Raw genomic sequence first — 20,946 nt, 5'->3', positions numbered from 1 at the left:
AGCCTAACGATTTGTACGATAATGTTGTTCCATGATTGCGTATACCTGCTCCTTGAGCACTTTTTTATCTTTTAGTTCCAAACCCGCAGTAGGTATAGGTTCCAGGAAGTGAATCCGAATGGTTTTTGGCCAGGCCCAAAGTTTAATATGATGCGGCAAGATTTCTTTTGTACTAAATATCAGACCCGGAATAATGGGTTTCTGTGCCATAATAGCATTCATAAAAGCGCCGTCATAGAAGGGTTGTAAGGGTTTGTCCGTTTTGTTTCGGGTGCCTTCCGGGTATAAGGTCAGGTGCAATCCCATTTTTAAGGTTTCTTGCATCTTGGTCAGACTTTCATTACGGCTGCGGTCATTCTTGCGGTCTACGAGGATAGAACCGGCCCGGTAAATAATGCCAAATAAAGGCACTTTTGTCATTTCAATTTTGGCCAGCGTTTTATTGGGACCAGGCACCCATGGCATGGATACCGGAATGTCTACTAAGGAATTATGATTGATGACGACCACATAGTTTTCGCCTTTCTTAAAATGAGCTTTACCGGTCCTTCTTACCGGGCAGCCGACAAGGGGTAAAAAAATACTCATCCATATTTTGTAAGTGGGGTGGATGATTTTGGCGCGCCTTGGTTCGGGAAACAACAGGGCTATACTTGCCGGAATAAGGGCAATCAGCATAGTGATAAAAAACAGAATCATCCCATATACAAAATAGAGATGACCGAATACGCGTTTGAATATATTCATTATGAGGATATAAACGTTTAGGGGCAAAGGTACAGCTTACATTAAGAATGTGAATTAAAAACTTGTATTTTAAAATCTTTTAAAGCTTCATTTTGTTTTATATTTGCGTTTAAATCTTATATCTTATAAATTTATTTTTATAATGTCTCTTTCGTTCGACAATACTGAAGTAGCATTTCGCTATAAAAACAACAAACAACTTAAGCAAGCCCATTTCTTATTTTCTTCTATGTCGTCTTCTACGCTTACGAAAATAGGAATCGCCTTTACCAGTGTGGCTTTAAAGATAAACCTGCCTGTAGAGGGTATTATCAAGCGAACTATTTTTGAACAGTTTTGTGGCGGGGAAACCTTACAGGAAGTAGCGGCTACAGCACATATGCTGGCGCAGTATAATGTCGGGGTAGCTTTGGATTACGGGGTAGAAGGAAAACATGGAGAAGCAGAGTTTGATAAAGCCGTTCCCGAATTTATTAAAGCGATTCAATATGCGGCCTCGCAAAAGAATATCCCATTCATTCCGATAAAGATTACCGGCTTTGCCCGTTTCGGATTATTAGAAAAGTTGCATGCACAAACACCCTTAACGCCCGAAGAGACTAAAGAGTATGACAGGGTAAAAGACCGCATTGATGCCATCTGCAGTGTGGCCAACGATCATCAGCTGATGATCCTGGTTGATGCAGAAGAATCCTGGATACAAAAACCGGTGGATGATCTTACCGATGCCATGATGGAGCAGTATAATAAAGGAAAGGTTACTGTATTTAATACCTTTCAGCTATACTGTCACGACAGGCTCGAATTCCTAAAAAAATCGCATGAGAAAGCAAAGGCCAAAGGCTTTATCTTAGGAGCAAAGCTGGTACGGGGCGCTTATATGGAAAAGGAAAGAAACCGTGCCATGGAGATGGGTTATTTAAGTCCCATTCAGGCCAATAAAGAGGCTACGGACAAGGATTATAATGCTGCAGTGCATTATTGCCTGCACCATCATCAGGATATTGCTACCTTTATCGGTACCCATAACGAAGACAGTTGCCTGATCGCCGCCGATATCTTAAAACAACAAGGTTTACCCAACAATACGGATAAAGTATATTTTGCACAGTTATTTGGCATGAGCGATAACATGACCTTTAACCTGGCGAATGAAGGCTATCATGCTTCTAAATACCTGCCTTATGGTCCGGTAAAAGATGTGATCCCTTACCTCATGCGCCGGGCACAGGAAAATACTTCTGTAAAAGGACAGACCGGCAGAGAATTGTCGCTGATCAAAAGAGAAATGCAGCGAAGAAAATCTTAACACACAAATCAATCATCCACATATTGTTTAGGTATTGTATTATATTAGTGTTTCTGTTAACGGCTTTTGAGCAAACTTATGCTCAATCAGGCTCGGCAATGGCGGACCGCTATTTAAACAAAGCCAATACTTTCTTAAACGAAGGCAAATCCAAGAAAGCAGAAAATTTCTACAAGAAAGCCCTTGCGGCTGCGGTACACGCTCCCTATGTGTATGGTGTTGTGGGTAAATATTATTTTGACCAGGGACGATATCTTGATGCCGCTTATATATTTGAGTCCGGAACAAAATCCTGTTCGGGAGGCACTCAGTTATTTGCTATTCCCTGGGCTAATGCACTATTTCGTTCCGGTAACGCGGAAAAAGCAGGATCGGTTTTACGAACCTATCAAATGCCGGTTAATGCCAAGCCCCAGTTAAAAACAGAAGTGGCCGCCTTGCAGCGTTCCATTGATTTTGGTCGATTGATCGGGTATAACAAGCATAATGTCAAGGTCGTGAACCTGGGAGATAGCGTGAATAGTGCGGAAGATGATTATTTCCCTTCTTTTTCGGTACTCAGCAATGATCTTATCTTTACCCGCAGAAGTGCCGGTGTCAACGAAGATTTTTTCATCACCCGTCTGGATAGTTGCGGGGTATGGTCCCGATCGGCCGATCTTGGCTTCCCCTTAAATTCCCCTAATCCAGAAGGCGCACAGATCCGTTCTTTCAATGAAAAATACATGATTTATCAAAAGTGCGATAACCGCAGCCCGAACGGCTGGGAGATGGGCGGCTGCGATCTGTATTTGTCTTATGCCACTGCTAAAGGCTGGTCTACACCACGTCCTTTCGGGTATACCATCAACACGACTGCTTTTGAAGGTATGCCGGCACTGTCGACCGATGAAACGGCTTTATACTTTGTCAGTAATCGTCCGGGTGGATATGGTGGGAAAGATATCTGGGTAAGTTATTTTAAAGAGGGGTATTGGCAGGTACCCGAGAATCTGGGACCGGAAATCAATACTGATAAAGATGAGATGAGCCCGGTGATTGCTGCCGACAACAAGACTTTATTTTTTGCTTCTAACGGACACACGGGTTTTGGGGGATATGATATGTATGAGGCCGTCAGGCAGGCAGATGGTAAATGGACGAAAGCCATGAACCTGGGCACACCGATCAATTCAACTGATGACGAGTTCTGTGGTACGGTAACGATAGAAGGCAATACACTTTATTTTGCTTCAAACCGGGCCGGTGGTTTTGGGGGCTTAGATCTCTATAAAGCCGAATTGCCCCAACACTTGAAACCCTTACCTATGGCTATATTGTATGGTTTGGTTACCGATTATGAAACGGAAAGCCAGCTCAGTAAAGCAACGATTACCATCACCGATCTAGTCCGTGAAAAGGTATTGTATACCTTGAAAAGTAACCGTGGAGATGGTAGTTTTTATGCCACTTTACCCGCAGGTAATCGCTATGGCCTGGCCATTAACCATAACTATTATAAATCATGGACCGATACGATAACGCTTTCTACGCTCCGGGTTATGGATACGTTGCAATGCCGTTTGGTACCTGAAGGGTATGTGCCCAATAAGAAAAATATTGTTTTGCTGACCCTAAACATGAAAGATAGTGCGCTCTTGCGTAACGACAGTTTTTGTATTGCAATCAGCAGGGCTTTAAAACCTTATTCCGGTAAGATTGTAGGATTGGAAATGAACAGTTATGTAGGCCTTACGGATACGGGCTTGTTACATGACTATTCAAAAGTTTTAAAAGAATGTTTATATAAGATAGGGGTTACGGAAGAGTACCTGACCAATAATGTGTGGGAGCTGTCGCAAAATGCGGCATTTCCGGAAGAAAATAAGCAGGAAACGGGTATCGTTTCTTTTACCTTAGAATATATAGAATAGCTTATGTATGGTATATTTTTATATTGTTAAGAAATCAGAAGAGCTCTTCCGATTTCTATGATAATTAGTTAACTTTGTACCGCTCAAAAAAGAAATTGAGTGGAATTTTTCATAAATAAAAACTTAATATGGGACTCGTAAAAGACAGGTTTAAAGTAAAAGCTGATTCAGTAGCAGCGGAAATCAAAACAATTATTGCGGAGCACGGAAATAAAGTTTTAGGAGAGACGACAATTGCACAGGCTTATCAGGGTATGAGAGGTATTGTGGGGCTAATCACAGAAACATCTTTACTTGACGCAGAGGAAGGCATCCGCTTTAGAGGATATTCGATACCGGAATTAAGAGAAAAATTACCTAAAGCACCCGGCGGTACAGAACCCTTACCGGAAGGCTTATTTTATTTAATGTTGATCGGAGAGTTACCTACGGCTGAAGATGTAGACCATTTGTCTGCTACCTTCGCGAGAAAATCTCATGTACCGAATTATGTATTTGATGTAATTGAAAAATTGCCGGTGGGCACCCATCCGATGACGCAATTTTCTATTGCCATCACTGCCTTACAAAAAGAATCCATCTTTGCTAAAGAATACGCTAACGGAATCAATAAAAAGGATTATTGGTCTTTCATATTTGAAGATTGTATGAACCTGATTGCCCGTTTACCGCGCATCGCAGCTTATATCTATCGCAGAAAATATAAAAATGGTGATCATATCCAACCGGACGGAATGTTAGATTGGGCGGGTAATTTTGCTCATATGCTGGGTTATGACAATAAAGGATTTTATGCCTTGATGCGTTTATATTTAACCATCCACGCCGATCATGAAGGGGGTAACGTTTCTGCACATGCTACGCATTTGGTAGGTTCTGCTTTATCTGATCCTTATCTTTGTTTCGCTTCCGGTATGAATGGTTTGGCAGGTCCTTTACATGGTTTAGCCAATCAGGAAGTGGTCAAATGGATCGAAGAAATGTGTGCTGAATTGAGTACTCAGGCACCAAGTAAAGAGCAGATCAGCGACTATATCAAGAAAACCTTAGCCGATGGTAAAGTAGTACCAGGCTATGGCCATGCAGTATTGCGCAAAACAGATCCGCGCTTTACGGCACAAATGGAATTTGCAAAAGTGCATTGCCCTGAAGATCCTATGGTACAAACGGTATGGAATGTATATGATGTGGCTCCGGATATCTTAGGTGCTACCGGTAAGATCAAAAATCCATTCCCTAACGTAGATGCTCATAGCGGTGCTTTACTGAAATACTTTGGTTTGGTAGAAGAAGAGTTTTATACCGTTATTTTCGGTGTAAGCCGTTCTTTGGGTGTATTGGCCGGCTTATGTTGGGATAGAGCCTTAGGATTCCCTCTGGAGCGTCCTAAGTCTGTAGATACTCATTGGATCAAAGCCTTTATCAAAGGAGAAGTAAAAGAAGATTAATTTATTGATCACAATTATATTGAATTAGCCTCCATACGGGGGCTAATTTTTTTTAGGAAAAAATTGCAGATTACATTCGCTATTATTCTGCTATTTTTGCGCAAACGAATTTTGTAATGGACAATCCAGCTGACTGCATTGCGCAATATCTTCCAATAAAAGAGACCGGTTATTTTTCTGCTTTGGTAAAAGATTACCTTGCCGCAGCGCCAAGCTTAAAGCCATTTTACACCTTTACACCCGATGATCAGGGTTTAGCAGAAGCCGTGTCGTTGCGGCAACAGTTTCCGGTAGACCGCAGCGTTTTGGTCTCCGTTTTACAGGAACAATACAGCACTATCGAGGCTGCAGATATCGTAAGACAAAACATTGCTTCTTTACAACAGGAAAATACCTTTACCATTTGTACCGCACATCAGCCTAACCTGATGACGGGTTATTTATATTTTATCTATAAAATAATTCATGCTGCGAAACTCGCACAGCATTTAAAAACAAAACATCCCGATCAAAATTTTGTACCTGTATTTTATATTGGTTCAGAAGATAATGATCTGGACGAGCTAGGTGTATTTCGCTATAATCATAATACGTATCGCTGGAACACTCCACAGACCGGTGCGGTAGGCAGTATGCATACCGATGACCTGCAACCGTTGATCAAAGAACTGTTCCAGGTTTTAGGGCCGGTAGGCGTTCCCGAGCAGCAGATCAAACACATCATCGGTACCGCTTACAGCAGTGGCCATACCATTGCACAGGCCACACGCATCATGGTAAATGAATTGCTCGGTTTTCTGGGTGTGGTCGTGCTAGATGCGAATGATTACCGGTTCAAAAAAGCCTTTATCCCGGTCATTGAAAACGAAATGTTCCAACATTCCGCGCAGGCTATCGTTACCGAGACCTCCGACCATTTGAATGCTGTTTATGCGGCACAGGCATTTGTTCGCCCCATCAATTTCTTTTACATGAAGGATAATATCCGGGAGCGTATAGAACAGGTAGGGGAGCAGTGGCAAGTTTTAAATACGGATTTCTTATTTGACGCCGCGGCTATGCGTGCCGAAATAAATAACCATCCCGAGCGTTTTAGCCCCAATGTAATCCTGCGCGGGCTTTACCAGGAAACGATCTTGCCTAATGTTGCCTTTATCGGCGGCGGCAGCGAAGTGGCTTACTGGATGCAGCTCAGGGCGCTGTTTCATCATTATCAGGTATTTTTTCCGGCCATTGTCTTAAGACAATCGGCATTGATTATTGAGCGTAAGTCTATAGAGCTGCAACAAAAATTGCAGATTTCTTTATCGGAATTATTTCAGAAGACAGAAGTGCTGATCAATCAATATGTACAACAATATGGTGATGATACCTGGCAGGTGAATGATCTAAAGGCTCAGCTGGAGCAATTGGAAATGGCTACGAAAGCGGATCTATCCGGTTTAGACCATCAATTGCATCATAGTGCAGAAGCAGTGTTTACCAAAATGAAAAAGCAAGTACTGGTCTTGGAGAAAAAGATTTTAAAAGCGGTTAAGCGAAAGATGGACGACAAGGTACAGCAGATCCGTTCTTTAAAAGAACATACCTTTCCGAATGACAGTTTGCAGGAGCGTTATGATACTTTTTTACCTTTTTACCTGACCTACGGGCAGCGTTTCTTTGAAGATCTCTATGCGCATACCCATCCTTATGGCACAGAATTTTTGGTGCTCCAATACCAATAAGGAACAATACTATAGACTACTATAATCATAACTTATCATACATCAATGTTTTGGGCACCATCATTGGTGTATTTTTGTATAAAATAAATAATTATGGAATTAGGTATCGGTATGTTTGGAGATTTGGCAATTGACCCGGCTACGGGCAAACCACAGGATCCAAAAATAAAATTACAAGAGATATTAGAAGAGATAAAACTGGCAGATGAAGTAGGATTGGATGTATTTGGGATGGGGGAGCATCATCGGCCCGACTATGCGGTATCCTCACCCGAGATTGTACTGGCAGCGGCGGCAAGCATTACCAAAAACATCAAGTTGATGAGTACGGTAACGGTATTGAGTTCTGCAGAACCGGTAAAAGTGTATCAGGATTTTTCAACCATAGACCTGATCTCCGGCGGCCGTGCGGAAATCGGTGTGGGCCGCGGAAGTTTTATTGAATCTTTTCCTTTGTTCGGATACGATCTGAAAGATTACGATCAATTGTTTGAAGAAAAACTGGATCTTTTATTAAATATCAATAATAATGAAGTGGTGAACTGGTCGGGTAAATTAAGGGCACCGCTTAACAATCAAACGGTATACCCCAGAGCAACTAATAACGGTCAGTTGCCGATATGGGTTGCCGTAGGCGGTACTCCTGAATCTATTTTAAGAGCAGCAAAACTGGGACTGCCTTTGATCCTGGCCATTATCGGTGGTATGCCGGAGCAGTTTGAACATTTGGTGATGTTCTACAAGGCAGAGTATATCAAGCACGGACATGATGTATCAAAAATGCAAATCGGAATCCATTCTCATACTTTTGTAAGCGATGAAGAAGCGAAATGCGATCAGTACTTCCAAAACTATGCGGCGCAAATGAACCGCATCGGTGCGTCCCGCGGTTGGCCTCCTTATACCAAAGCACAGTTTAATGGTGGACGTAGCCCCAAAGGTGCATTGTTTATCGGGGAACCGGCTCAGGTGGTGGATAAGATTCTCTACATGCACGAATTGTTTGGCATTACCCGTTTTATCGGGCATATGGATGTGGGTGCTCCAGATCATCAGCAAATGATGAAATCGATAGAACTATTCGGGACCAAAGTGGCTCCGGAAGTAAGAAAAGCATTAAGTAAATAAGACCTGCACGCATTTTTGTTTTGGTTTTTAGTTTTTAGTACAGAAAGGCAGCCATTTTCATGGCTGCCTTTCTGTTTATTTCTTATTTCGAATCGTTTTTTACTTCTGATACATTTCTAAAAAGTCATTCGTTCTGATTATTTCCTGCAGTTCTTCCGGTTTGGGCAGGCGGTCAAACTCTTTGATGAAATTACCTTTCGCATCAACCAATACAATAAAGGGCACATATTTAAAATCAAACCAGTTATGCATCCCCTTGCTGAAATCGTTTAAGATACGCAGGTTCGGTACCTTGTCCAGCTTAAATTCGGTGGCAAAGGCACTGAGTTCCGTTTTGCTTTGATAGGAAGCCATCCATATCGGTATTTTATAAGCAGCGGCAATTTGTGGCATCCTTTCTGCATCCATACGGCAGTGCCCGCAATCTGTTTTGAAATAGATAATAAGTACAGGGCTATCCTTAGGCATGTCTTTAATCGTAACCAAAGCATCGTCTTTGATGTCGTTAAATTTTAAACCGTAAAATATCTTGCGCATTTGTGTCAATACTGTGGTATCAGTATCGGCAGGTGTATGCTGCTGTGCAAAGCTTTTTTGCCAGGAACAGGTGCCGATCAACAGGATGGTTAAGCTCAGGAAAAGATATTTGATTGAGGCCATTTTTTATGTTTGGGCACTCGCCTATAAACCCGAAGCGAGTATGTCGGCAATGTGCATGGTTTTTAAAGGAATATTTTGCTTTTTGATATAGGCATCCAAGTGCATGAGGCAGGACAGATCGCTGGAAATAATATATTCCGCATCGACTGCCAGAGCGCTTTCCACCTTCGTCTGAGCCATGCCGATTGAGATGGTTTCATACTTCACTGCGAAAGTACCCCCAAAACCGCAACAGGTTTCACATTCCTTCATTTCGGTGAGGCTTAAGCCTTTTACCTGTTCGAGCAATTGCCTGGGTTGCGATTTGATATGGCATTCTCTAAGCGAACCGCATCCGTCATGATAAGTTGCTTTTGCCGGAAAAACGGCATTTACAGAAGTCGTCTGTAACACGGTAACCAGGAAGTCTGCAAATTCAAACAACCTTGGTTTGATTTTCTTAAAGGTATTGTACTCTGCTGCATTCTTGAGCAGATGATCGTATTGGTTGGCAATATAACCCACACAGGAACCGGAGGGTGCCACAATATAATGTTCTGAATGACCAAAGTCTTTACAGAATTTTTTAGCGATGGCTCTGGCTTCATCCTGAAAACCACTATTGCAGGAGGGTTGTCCGCAACAGGTCTGGTTTTTATTGTAATGTACGGTGCAGCCTAGTTTCTCCAATACTTTAACCATATTAATTCCCGTCTCGGGAAACAACTGATCTATAAAGCAGGGAATGAAAATATCTACCTGAATCGCCTTCTCCATTTTATCCTATCCTTTTTAAAATTTGTTCCTCTACCTTTTGTAATACAATTGGGGGTTGGTGCGTGCGCCATTCTTCATATTCCTGAAAGAATACATAACGGTTGATCCCGGCCGATCTGAGCTCCCTTTGCAGGTGTTCCGGCATATTCAGCATAACTACCCATCCACCGTCCTCCATAAGATCTTCATTCCATTCTTCGTAATAGCTATCATCACTCGTATGGAAATTCAATACATTGTCGGTAATCAGGATAAACTTGCGAATACCTTCCCTGATGAGCAGGTCTATGACCTCCCGCTTCAGCATCATGATATCATTTCCGATAGCATCGTTCCACTCTCCTAAAAATTCTATGATTGTATAGCCTTCCTCGTAATCGGTAAATAAGATTTTGAGGTAAAGGGTATTAGAACCGAATTCGTCCCATTGCGGATGAATGTAATAATTATAAACAGTCTGGCTGAATTCAAATTCACTATAGGTTCTGCCATAGAAGGGAGATAAAGGGTCTTCCTCTGCCGTGTATAAGTGTCGCCACTGGTAGTAAGGCTCTATGTTTTGCATATTAAATATTTTCGGCTCCAAAAGCTTTACGCCAGGCCACAATTCCACCTTCCAGGTTTACCACATTGGTAAAGCCCATTTGTTCCATAAGGATAGACGCTTCGATGCTTCTTTTGCCGCTTTGGCAATGCACAATGATCTCCTGATCCAGGATGTCTTCCAGATTATCCGCTTCAAAATTTCTTAATTTGCTTAAGGGCATCAAGATGGCACCGATATTATCATTGTAATATTCCGCAGACTCTCTTACGTCGATAATGTTCAATTGCTCGCCATTATCCAGTCTTTCTTTTACGGCTTGTACAGTAGTATTTGTCATAACAGGTAAATTGTTTGTGTGATGATGCAAACCTAATAAAATATAGCTACATTCTTGGAAAAATTAGGTTAAAAATATGTGTGTTGCTTTAGCAAAATTTTAGAAAAATGGTCTAAGGTAAAATGGGTATATTTACGAATAAAATAATTGATTCATATGGCATTATCAAAATTCTCATGGGCAGCAATCGGCGGTTTTACCTTAGGTATTTTATTTGCACCCTCCAGAGGGGCAAATACAAGGAGAACAGTGGCCAATGTAGCTTCAGGCATTAAATCGAAACTCGACCATATTTTTAAAGGAAAAGAAGACGAACTGGAGTCGCTACGCAAAATATTAGCAGATGATTCGGTGAGCTTATCAGAAGTAGACCGTAAAAAACTCGTACAATTGATTGAAAACAATCAAAAAGTACTGAAAGAACTGGATGCCTGATAAAGGGCGCTCCATTTTATTATTTTTAAATACAAACGGAAATCTAAAGCATCGTATGCAGCTGTTTCCAATTATCGGCCGGACAAAAACGAATAACTAATCCTGGTACTAATGCTCAAGACTGGCATACAAAGCCGATAGTTCTATGTGCAGGCGTTCCAGGTTTATTTTTTGCTGTGCCGATATATTCAGCACATCATATTGGGCTGTAGGATACAAGGTATATTCGTCGATTTCGATCGCGTAATTTGTTTTCAGCAGGGCGATGGTATGCTTGAAAAGTGTATCAATCTGCAGGAGCAAAGGCTTCAAGGGTGCGCCGGTGATCAGATTGGCATCCGTATCGATGGCCTCTTTTTCATCAATGAAAGCATTCAGTTCTCTGGTGATCCTAATGTTATACGTAATTGCCGTAAAGTATGCCGCACCTACATTCTTGCTGCGGTATTTCGGTTCCGTAATATACCGGTTTAAAGAATCGAAAGCATTGCTGTTGCTTGATTCTGCCGCAATCTTATAAACCACCCAGGGCTTTTGTTCCTGTTCCGAGACTTGTGCATTAAATAAAAACTGGAAATATTTGTAATTGGCAGCGACCGCCTTTCCGAGATAATTGGGTAATAATTTTTTATCCCAGGATGGAAAGAGCAGGAAGCCCGAAATGATCGCCATGGCTGCACCCAGCGCCGTAGAGATAATGCGCTCGATTAATAAAGCATTACTCACCTGATTTTCTGTAGACAGCAGTCCGATCAAAAATATAGTAATGAAAAACGCGGCCCAGGAATAGTTCTTCCGCAGATTATAGATCATCAATATGGCCCCGAACACAACCATGAAATGTTTGGTAATATGGGCATAAGGAGCGATCATGATCAGGGAACCGAGGATCACCCCCGCAATGGTACCCACACTTCGCTGTATCCCTTTTTTTAAGGTAGCCCCAAAAAAAGGCTGGCTCACAATAATGATCGTAAGCGGCAACCAATACCCATGATTGGGAAAGTAAAACATGGCTAACCCGAGCCCTAAAGTAGCGGTAATCGCCATTCTCAGGGCATAACGCAGGGTAAGGTTGTCAAAGTTCAGGAACTGGCGAATATTGTTTTGCAGGTGTTTTGGATGCAGGATATTGAGGGTTTGCATCAGCGAATACTGGCTGATCATCATCTTCTCTTTTTCCGAAGAAACTGTTTTTACCGACAGTTCTACCAAATGCGCAAAACGGTTGATGTGATGGATGATTCGTTCACATTCGGGGATTTTACTTTCTTCGAAAGTGCTCAGGTTCGTTTTGAATTTATTCAGGCGTTCTAATCGGGATTGGATCAGCAGTAATTCTTCCTCTTTTATCGTGTAAAAATAAAAGCCCATCCTGTTAGACAGCTGTTCTAATACCTTTAAGATCGTATGCATCTGAATGATAAAGGCCTGGCTCAACGGTTTTTTGAAGAGCAGTGCAGCATTATTGGTAATGCTGATGATCTGTAAACTCGCCATAGAGGCGCATCTTCTGGCATAGCTCAGTTTGCGCTCATTTTCCGGCTGTTGTTTCTTCTCATCATAAAGATTGCCATAAAGAGCCAAAGAGGCGTCAATAGCTGTTCTGATTTCTTTCTCTTTAAGATAAATGGCTCGTATGGAACTTTTTTTGGTACCCAGATCCCAATCATTGGAGACTAAGACCATCAGGTTTTCTACTGCCTTCCAGATATGTGCTATCGTTCTGCGGTACGGTTTGCCCTGTGGTAAAAAAGAAAAACTAAATACCCCTACACACAAAGCCCAAAGGCCTCCTAAGCCCACAAAATAAATCCTGTCCCAAAAGGCAGCTACTGTTGGGGGTGGGTGGGAGGAGGATATAAGATAAAAAAGGTAAATATTGATGGCTAGCCCTAAGCCCCAGTCACCCAGGTTTTTCATAAGCCCGCAACCCAGGGCAATAGGAAACATCAGCAGGACGCTCCACCAGAGATGGCCGCCGGCCAGGCCGCCGATTATGGTAAATAAGACCGCAAAAATAACGGCAGCGATCAACAGGCGCGAACGGAAGCCTGCAGAACCTTTCAGTTCTACAATAGAAACCGTTTCTCCCGCTATGACCATCCAGAAGTAATTAGGATTGCCCGAAAAGATACTGAGCAGCACCGGAAGGGTTACCGATATGGCTACACGAAATCCCCAGCCCCAAGCGGGCTCTACAATCTCATTTGCCAGCCGGTTTTTAAAATTTTGTAATTGTGTATTGATGCCCAAAGCCTGAATTTGATCTTACGTTTAATTTTCTGCCACACCGTTCCAGGTAAAGGTAAGCACTTTCTCTATTTCCGGGTGCAAACTTTCGATGACGGGGCAGGTCATAGCGGCATGCTCCAGGATCATTTTTTCTTTGCTGGAATAGCTTTCCTGTCCTATAATATTCAGGTTTACTTTAATGCCCCCGATACGTCTAGGATTTTCCGCCATCAGTTTAGTAATGTCGCAAGTTGTACCCACGATATTGATATTATGCGTATTGCCGGCAATCCCCATAATCGTAAGCATACAGGAACCCAATGCAGTGGCTACAATATCTGTAGGAGAGAAGCGTTCACCCTTGCCTTTATTGTCGGTAGGAGCATCGGTTTCTATGACGCTGCCAGACTGTAAATGTGTGGCTTCCGTGCGTAAATCACCCTTATAAATTATTTTCGAAGTCATTTGAAATTTTTCTTATAAATTTACAAAGATAAATCGCATTTGATGAACTTATTTACAAAATTACCTTTAATATTTTCTGTGCTTCTTTTGGGGACGACTTCCGTTCAGGCCCAGCAGGGTAAGAAAATACAATATCGAAATCGCGTAGCAGACACGGTCGTTTTGGTGAATACCCAGGAAAAATTGCCGAGGGTAAAAGGTCCTAAGCCTTTATCCAAAGAGCGTGCCTTGGGTTTTCGGATCAATACTGATGGTTGGAATGCCTATTATAACTATGGCTTCATCAAGAAAAACGATAGAGAAAAACACGAAATAGATCGTTATTTTGATGTATTGTTTTTGCAATTGGAAATTGGTGAAAAACGACATGCTAAAGAGATGCGTGAGTTTGCTTATGAAGGTAGCGGTAGGTTTAAAAATCCTTTATTATCTGCTTTTAGCACGGAGTTGTTCCGTTATGGTAAGATCAATACATTTTATCAGGCGAAAATAGGCGTAGGTTATAAAAAACTGATTGCCGGGAAACCCGAGCCCAATACGGTGTCTATTCATTGGTCTACCGTTGGTGGTTTTAGTTTGGGGATACTTAAACCTTATTATTTTGAAAGCTCTCAGGGAGATATAAAGCTGGATCCGGATAAAGTGTATGATGTACTTCCTTATACCCGCTTACTGGGTGGATACGGATACCGTAAAGGATGGGATGAATTGAAGTTTGTACCGGGTTTACACCTGCGCTCCGGATTGAAGTTTGACTATGCCGATAAGCGCAAAAGATTAGCAGGCGTTGAAGTAGGGATGAATGTGGAAGTATACTTTTCCAAAATTCACCAAATGGCTTTTCAGGACCCTAAATCCGTATTTTTGAATGCTTATGCGGCTTTCGAAATCGGCTGGAAAAAATAAAAAAGGATAGTTCAGGCACCGGCATATATGATTCAAAAGATAAGCGTAGTCTTTTTATTGTTTTTTAGTACAACAACTGTTTCGGCCCAAAATCAGCCGCTGCAATTGTCCGGCAGAAAGGTATTTTACAAAGGTGTGTCACAAAGCCGTAAAGACTTATTGTACATAACGAAAAATGATCCGATTGCCTATCATGCAGTAGTTAAATCGGGTACGAATCAGGACGCGTCCATGATTTTTAGTATCATTGGTGGCGCCTTGATCGGTTCGCAAATAGGTGGTGCAATAGCAGGGCAACCGATGAATATATACTTGCTTTGTGCCGGCTCCGCCGCCATAACTATTAGTATTCCTTGTGACCTTGCCTATAAGCGGCATTTACGGAGCGCGGTACACCACTATAATGAAGGTTTGAGCAGCGCAAACAGAAAGCTGCAGGTAGAATTAGGTTTAAGTGAAAATGGACTTGGTTTAAGACTTAAATTTTAGGAACTTTGCCAAAGTGTTTTGAATAAATTAATATAATACATGATAGAATTACCGGTGATTTCTGCTGTGACTGCAGCAAGAAATAAAGAAGAGGAAGTAACTTATGTAAACGGGAAGGCCAAAAAACCCAATTGGCTTCGTGTGAAGTTGCCTACCGGAGAGGGATATAAACACGTAAGAGGATTAGTAGATAATCATAAATTACATACCATCTGTGAAAGCGGTAATTGCCCTAATATGGGTGAATGCTGGGGAGAGGGTACTGCAACGTTTATGATCTTGGGTAATATCTGCACCCGCAGTTGCGGCTTCTGTGCCGTAGCAACGGGCAGACCGGAGGCGGTAGATTGGGATGAGCCACAGCGCGTAGCAGAGGCAATCCACCTGATGAAAGTAAAACATGCCGTAATTACCTCTGTAGACAGGGATGAATTAAAAGATGGGGGTTCTATTATCTGGGCTAATACGATTAAAGCTGTAAAAGCCTTAAATCCACAAACGACTTTAGAAACGCTGATCCCGGATTTCAGAGGAGATTGGAAGAACCTGCAAAATGTAATTGATGTAGCTCCTGAAGTGATTTCGCATAATGTGGAAACGGTAGAACGGATGACCCGTAAAGTAAGGATACAGGCAAAATATCACCGTAGCCTTGAAGTGATTCGTCGTCTGCATGATGCCGGTGTACGCACCAAAAGCGGTATTATGCTGGGTATCGGAGAGGAAAAAGAAGAAGTATTGGAGACTTTGCATGCACTGAAAGAGAATGGATGTGATGTGGTTACCATAGGGCAATATTTACAACCCACACCAAAGCATTTACCGGTAATACGTTTTGTACATCCCGATGAATTTGCTTTTTACAGAGAAGAAGGCTATAAAATGGGTATTGATTATGTTGAAAGCGGTCCTTTAGTACGCTCTTCTTATCATAGTGAAAGACACGTTATACCCGGCTATGGTAAAACCCAATGGGAACAAGAACAAAAGTTACAGATAGCGCTGTAGGATATTTTCCGTTTTCCCCGTGGACACTTTTTACAAGCTGTTTCGGATAAAATAGGGATAAAAATAAGCAGACCGGATGCCTTTGCATCTGATCTGCTTATTTTTTATGATCCTATATTGGATATAATAATTTTGTTTTATCTTGCATAGAAGTTTTTTTATATAATTTATTTTACACTTTAACACACACTACTATGACTAAATTTTTCTATGCGTTCTTTCTGTTGCTAATCAGTAGCAGTATGTATGCGCAAACCCCGGAAATCTATTCCCGGGTAAAGATTACCACAGGTACTGATGGCCTGAAACAATTAGCTGAAGCGGGTATCGCCGTTGATCACGGAACTTTTAAAAAAGACCAATACTTCATTTCTGATTTTTCTCCCTGGGAGCTCACAAAGATCAAAGCATCCGGCTTGCCCTATGAAATTCAAATAGAAGATGTGAGCACTTATTATGCCAATAGAAATAAAGAGCAAACCACTCAGAAGGCTTTTGGTGGGGAAGGTTGTGATGCCTGTGAAGTGTATGCAACACCTGTTAATTTTCAATTAGGCACAATGGGCGGTTTTTATAAATACCAGGAACTCTTACGGGCACTGGATAGTATGCGGAGTAAATACCCTACTTTAATCACCGTAAAACAGCCTATTTCTACAACCTTGACTACTATTGAGGGCCGGCCTATATACTATGTAAAAATCAGCCAAAATGCGGATGTCGCCAGCACGCGGCCACAAGTGATGTACTCTGCACTACATCATGCCCGTGAAGCAGAATCTTTATCTCAGTTAATATTCTATATGTGGTATCTGCTGGAAAATTATGCTACCGATGATTATGTAAAATATTTAGTAGATCATACAGAAATGTATTTTGTACCCTGCCTCAATCCCGATGGCTACATTTATAATGAAACCACTAATCCCAATGGCGGCGGTATGTGGCGCAAGAACCGCAGAAATAATGGGGATGGCAGTTTTGGTGTAGATATTAACAGGAACTACGGTCAGTTTTGGGGTTATGATAATTTAGGTTCTTCTAATGATTCACAAGATGAAAGCTACAAGGGTACCGCAGGTTTCTCTGAGCCGGAAACACAGATAATGCGTGCTTTTTGTAACAGCCATTCTTTTAAAATGGCTTTAAATGCACATACCTTTAGTAACCTGCTTATTTATCCCTGGGGGCATATTCCTTCTGCGGAGACGCCAGACTCCCTTGCATTCAGGCATTTTGGAAAGGATCTGACCTCCTGTAGCGGATTTGTAGCCGGCACAGGAAATGAAACAGTTGGTTATGTGGTGAATGGAGATAGTGACGACTGGATGTATGGAGAGCAGACGTCAAAACCCAAAATTTTTTCCATGACACCGGAAGCCGGAAACGAAAGCGATGGCTTTTGGCCAATGTCAAACCGCATTATTCCAATTGCCAAGCAAACGATGGATCAAAATCTGGATCTTGCAAAATTCGCCACTCCCTTTGCTGAATTATTCAGCACCGATGCTCCGTTTATGAAAGTAGGCACCGGACGGGTACACCTTAACTTAAAGAGAGTGGGTCTGGGAACCAGCAACTTTACGGTATCACTTATCCCTGTTACATCGAATATCAGTTTTGTGGCGCCCGTTACGTTTAATAATCCCGATCATTTAATAAACTATGCAGATTCTATAGGATATAATATTATAAGCAGCGCCGCGCCGGGCAGTACGGTTCGTTTTGCCCTTAAATGGGAAAATGCGGATGGCTTTAGCCATTCCGATACCGTAACCCGTTACATAGGAACAGGCGATACGGCTTTCCATAATAATGGTAGTAGTATGGCCGGACTACAAAGCAGTGATGGTTGGGGTGTTTCTACTACTCAGTTCCAAACGCCCGGCGGTAGCATTACCGAAAGTCCTAATGGCGATTATACTGCGTCGAGTACGAGTAATGTGACCACATCTACGGCTATTGATCTTACCGGTGCTTCGGCAGCTTATCTTTCTTTTTATGCAAAATGGGATATTGAAAAAAGCTATGATGATGTAACCGTTTCTGCTGCTCAAGAAAATGGCAGTTATAATATCCTTTGTGGACGGTTCAGTCATTTGGGTAGTGAAAGACAAAACAACAGGAAAGCTATTTATGATGGTAGCCAATCGGAATGGGTTAAAGAATATATTGACCTGAAGGATTATCTGGGCAAGAAAATAAACATACGCTTTACCTTAAAATCAGACCCGGGAGGAGAGAAAGATGGTTTTTATTTTGATGAAATGGCGGTGGTGAAGATAGGGGGTAATGTGGGAATTAAGGAACGGCAGTTATCGGGTATTACCTTACAAAATGTACCGAATCCCTGTACGACCAATACGCGGATTGTATACAAGTTGCCGCAAAAAAAGCACCAATATTACTTGAACATAACCGATGCGACTGGAAGAATCATCGTTCAAGAGCGATTAAATCCGGGAACAGAAAGCTTCGATTTGGATCTGCGCCCATACAGCAGTGGTGTATATTTCTACCATATTGTTTCTGACCAAGGGCTTAGGTCAGAGGTCAAGAAGATGATTGTGTTACCATAAAAACCTAAATGTTATATAAAAATGAAAGCGCCCGATCATTCGGGCGCTTTCATTTTTATATAATTTATCCGGATTACCAGATTTTAGCTCTTTCATTTTCCGGACGGTACATTTTGTCGCCGGGTTGAATGTTGAATGCTTTATAGAAAGGTTCAAAATTGCTCAAAGGACCAATTGCTCTCCATACACCCGGAGAGTGCGGATCGATCTTGATCAGCTGTAAAGTACGCTTATCGGTAGCTTTTCCTCTCCAGATCTGTGCCCAGCTTAAGAAAAAGCGTTGATCGGGGCTAAAGCCATCTATTTTCTCAGAACTTTGTCCTTGTTTCGTTTTCTTAAATGCTTCATAGGCAACAGCCAGTCCACCCAAATCCGCGATGTTTTCACCCAAAGTCAGCTCTCCGTTTACTGCTACTGTATCCAGTACTTTATAGCTGTTGAACTGGTTTACGACAACCTGTGTTTTTCCTTTGAATTTCTTTTCATCTTCTGGAGTCCACCAGTTTTTAAGGTTACCATCGGCAGCATATTGTGCTCCCTGGTCATCAAAACCGTGGGTCATCTCATGCCCGATCACCGCACCGATACCACCATAGTTTACCGCATCATCAGCATTGAAGTCGAAGAAGGGGAATTGTAAAATGGCAGCAGGGAAAACGATTTCGTTAAATGCCGGGTTATAATAAGCATTTACTGTATTCGGCGTCATGCCCCATTCTGTTCTGTCTACCGGTTTACCCAATTTAGACAGGTAATAGTCATATTCAAAAGCAGATGCCTTTAAGACATTCTGTGCATAGTTGTTTTCTGTAATCGTGAGTGCGCTATAGTCTTTCCATTTGTCGGGATATCCGATTTTCTTCATGAAAGAGTTCAGCTTGGTCATGGCCTTAGTCTTGGTAGCAGCACTCATCCAGTCTAACTGTTTAATTCTGTCTCCAAAGGCGACTTGAAGGTTATTCACCAATTCCAGCATTTTTTCTTTTGCTTCCGGCTGAAAGTTTTTGTCTACATATAATTGTCCCAGCTGATCACCGATGCTTCCGTTGATCACACCCATTACGCGCTCCCAACGGGGTGTTTGCATTTTTTGTCCACTTAAGGTTTTACCGTAAAATTCGAAACTCAGGTTTTCGAAATTGTCGCTTAAATAAGGAGACATATGGCTCAGGGTATGGAACAATAAATATTGTTTCCAGCTAGCCAATGGAGTAGCCGTGATTTCTTTAGAAACCGCTTTGTAGTAATTGGGATTACTGATCAGCATTTCTGATTGACCTTTAATACCTAATTTACCAAACAGCGTACTCCAGTTAATATTTGGTGTTTGTTTAGAAAATGCGGCTAAAGAAAATTTATTATACATCTTTTGTGGATCGCGCATTTCTGTAGGGAAATAAGAAGCGGTAGCCAATTTGCTTTCCAAAGCAAATACAGCAGTTGCATTCTTAGCGGCTTCAGCAGCCGTTTGTCCGGAAGCGATTAAGATATCCGTAATGTATTTGGTATAAGCTGCTCTGTTTTTTACCGCATTTTCATCTTTATCGGTATAATAATCTTTAGAAGGTAAACCAAGACCACCCTGACCAAATTGTACAATTATCTTGGTTACATCTTTATCATCAGGTCCGATATATCCGTTCATCACCGTTTGGATTCCTTTCTTTGTAAGCATCGTTACCACATCCAGGATTTGTTGTGGTGTTTTAATGCCTTTGATCGCATCCAGTTCCGGTTTGATGGCGTTTACCCCAAGTTTGTTGATCGCCTCAGTATTCATACCGCTTTTGTAAAAGCTGGCTACATTATATTCTTTTGTGCCTTTAGCTGCATTACTACCACTGCTTACATCAACCAATAATTTTTGTACGGCTTTATTTGTTCTGTCTCTTAATTCATCAAAACTGCCCCAGCGGGTTTTGTCTCCCGGGATTTCAGTAGTTCTTAACCAGGCACCATTGGCATATTCAAAGAAATTGTCTCCCGGCTTCACCGACAGGTCCATGTTTTTGGGATCAATAAATTTGAAATCTTTAGCAGAGGTGTTCAATTCCCCTTGTGCATGCAACTGACTAAGCATAGCACTACCACACATCAGGTAAGTGGCTAAAACTATTTTTTGGAACTTCATTTTTCTTGAAATTTTATATTTTGAAGGTAAAAATAACTTATTGTAGCTTAAGAACGTAATTTCGCAAGGGGTAAAATAAGGGGGATTTATATAATATTAATACGTATAAGATTTCTGTAAACCTGT

The 20,946-nt window shown here is 41.8% G+C and carries 18 protein-coding genes; 10 read left to right on the top strand and 8 right to left on the bottom strand.

Annotated elements, in window-relative coordinates; all coding sequences use genetic code 11:
- Positions 1–3: 3 nt before the first annotated feature.
- Positions 4–747, bottom strand: coding sequence for a 1-acyl-sn-glycerol-3-phosphate acyltransferase (locus tag DBR32_RS09945; protein ID WP_124636159.1), 744 nt, complete (start codon positions 745–747; stop codon positions 4–6).
- Positions 748–889: 142 nt separating this feature from the next.
- Here DBR32_RS09945 and DBR32_RS09940 point away from each other — a divergent pair, with 142 nt between their 5' ends.
- From DBR32_RS09940 to DBR32_RS09920, 5 genes are all read left to right on the top strand, one after another.
- Complete coding sequence (locus DBR32_RS09940; RefSeq protein ID WP_124636158.1) at positions 890–2,056, top strand: proline dehydrogenase family protein; 1,167 nt, start codon at positions 890–892, stop codon at positions 2,054–2,056.
- 98 nt (positions 2,057–2,154) lie between these two features.
- A complete protein-coding gene (locus tag DBR32_RS09935) occupies positions 2,155–3,969 on the top strand; it encodes a PD40 domain-containing protein (RefSeq protein ID WP_124636157.1) in 1,815 nt (604 codons plus the stop codon).
- A 128-nt stretch (positions 3,970–4,097) separates the two neighbouring features.
- Positions 4,098–5,417, top strand: coding sequence for a citrate (Si)-synthase, eukaryotic (locus DBR32_RS09930; RefSeq protein WP_124636156.1), 1,320 nt, complete (start codon positions 4,098–4,100; stop codon positions 5,415–5,417).
- A gap of 116 nt (positions 5,418–5,533) precedes the next feature.
- Entirely contained in the window at positions 5,534–7,144 is a 1,611-nt protein-coding gene (gene bshC, locus DBR32_RS09925; RefSeq protein ID WP_124636155.1) for a bacillithiol biosynthesis cysteine-adding enzyme BshC, read from the top strand.
- 93 nt (positions 7,145–7,237) lie between these two features.
- Positions 7,238–8,272: an LLM class flavin-dependent oxidoreductase gene (locus tag DBR32_RS09920; RefSeq protein WP_124636154.1), complete on the top strand. Its 1,035-nt coding sequence runs from the start codon at positions 7,238–7,240 to the stop codon at positions 8,270–8,272.
- A gap of 99 nt (positions 8,273–8,371) precedes the next feature.
- On the opposite strand, the gene DBR32_RS09915 is transcribed toward DBR32_RS09920, so the two are convergent.
- From DBR32_RS09915 to DBR32_RS09900, 4 genes are read right to left on the bottom strand one after another with little or no spacing between them, the layout of a single operon-like run.
- A complete protein-coding gene (locus DBR32_RS09915; protein ID WP_124636153.1) occupies positions 8,372–8,932 on the bottom strand; it encodes a thioredoxin domain-containing protein in 561 nt (186 codons plus the stop codon).
- Between the two features lie 21 nt (positions 8,933–8,953).
- Entirely contained in the window at positions 8,954–9,688 is a 735-nt protein-coding gene (locus DBR32_RS09910; protein WP_124636152.1) for a (Fe-S)-binding protein, read from the bottom strand.
- A gap of 1 nt (position 9,689) precedes the next feature.
- Positions 9,690–10,253 carry a hypothetical protein gene (locus DBR32_RS09905; RefSeq protein ID WP_124636151.1) on the bottom strand — a complete coding sequence of 188 codons (564 nt, stop codon included), beginning with the start codon at positions 10,251–10,253 and terminating at the stop codon, positions 9,690–9,692.
- 1 nt (position 10,254) lies between these two features.
- Positions 10,255–10,572: a rhodanese-like domain-containing protein gene (locus DBR32_RS09900; protein ID WP_124636150.1), complete on the bottom strand. Its 318-nt coding sequence runs from the start codon at positions 10,570–10,572 to the stop codon at positions 10,255–10,257.
- A gap of 156 nt (positions 10,573–10,728) precedes the next feature.
- Here DBR32_RS09900 and DBR32_RS09895 point away from each other — a divergent pair, with 156 nt between their 5' ends.
- Entirely contained in the window at positions 10,729–11,007 is a 279-nt protein-coding gene (locus DBR32_RS09895) for a YtxH domain-containing protein (protein WP_124636149.1), read from the top strand.
- Positions 11,008–11,115: 108 nt separating this feature from the next.
- Here the strand turns inward: DBR32_RS09895 and DBR32_RS09890 are convergent, their stop codons facing one another.
- Positions 11,116–13,263, bottom strand: coding sequence for an FUSC family protein (locus DBR32_RS09890; RefSeq protein ID WP_124636148.1), 2,148 nt, complete (start codon positions 13,261–13,263; stop codon positions 11,116–11,118).
- Positions 13,264–13,284: 21 nt separating this feature from the next.
- Positions 13,285–13,707 carry an OsmC family protein gene (locus tag DBR32_RS09885; protein WP_124636147.1) on the bottom strand — a complete coding sequence of 141 codons (423 nt, stop codon included), beginning with the start codon at positions 13,705–13,707 and terminating at the stop codon, positions 13,285–13,287.
- Between the two features lie 42 nt (positions 13,708–13,749).
- On the opposite strand from DBR32_RS09885, the gene DBR32_RS09880 reads away from it, so the two are divergent.
- From DBR32_RS09880 to DBR32_RS09865, 4 genes are all read left to right on the top strand, one after another.
- A complete protein-coding gene (locus tag DBR32_RS09880) occupies positions 13,750–14,613 on the top strand; it encodes a hypothetical protein (RefSeq protein WP_124636146.1) in 864 nt (287 codons plus the stop codon).
- A gap of 27 nt (positions 14,614–14,640) precedes the next feature.
- Positions 14,641–15,102: a hypothetical protein gene (locus DBR32_RS09875; RefSeq protein ID WP_124636145.1), complete on the top strand. Its 462-nt coding sequence runs from the start codon at positions 14,641–14,643 to the stop codon at positions 15,100–15,102.
- Positions 15,103–15,141: 39 nt separating this feature from the next.
- The gene (gene lipA / locus DBR32_RS09870; protein ID WP_124636144.1) at positions 15,142–16,110 is read left to right on the top strand and encodes a lipoyl synthase; all 969 of its coding nucleotides are present in this window, start codon (positions 15,142–15,144) and stop codon (positions 16,108–16,110) included.
- Positions 16,111–16,304: 194 nt separating this feature from the next.
- Entirely contained in the window at positions 16,305–18,689 is a 2,385-nt protein-coding gene (locus tag DBR32_RS09865) for a M14 family zinc carboxypeptidase (protein WP_124636143.1), read from the top strand.
- 73 nt (positions 18,690–18,762) lie between these two features.
- Here DBR32_RS09865 and DBR32_RS09860 read toward each other — a convergent pair whose 3' ends face one another.
- Entirely contained in the window at positions 18,763–20,820 is a 2,058-nt protein-coding gene (locus DBR32_RS09860) for a M13 family metallopeptidase (RefSeq protein ID WP_199724438.1), read from the bottom strand.
- Between the last annotated feature and the right edge of the window lie 126 nt (positions 20,821–20,946).

Origin of the sequence: Taibaiella sp. KBW10 (assembly GCF_003852495.1) — a bacterium.
In the GTDB taxonomy this organism is placed as follows: domain Bacteria; phylum Bacteroidota; class Bacteroidia; order Chitinophagales; family Chitinophagaceae; genus Edaphocola.
Note: the sequence above shows the minus strand (reverse complement) of the source record. Positions and strands in the feature narration are given on the sequence as shown.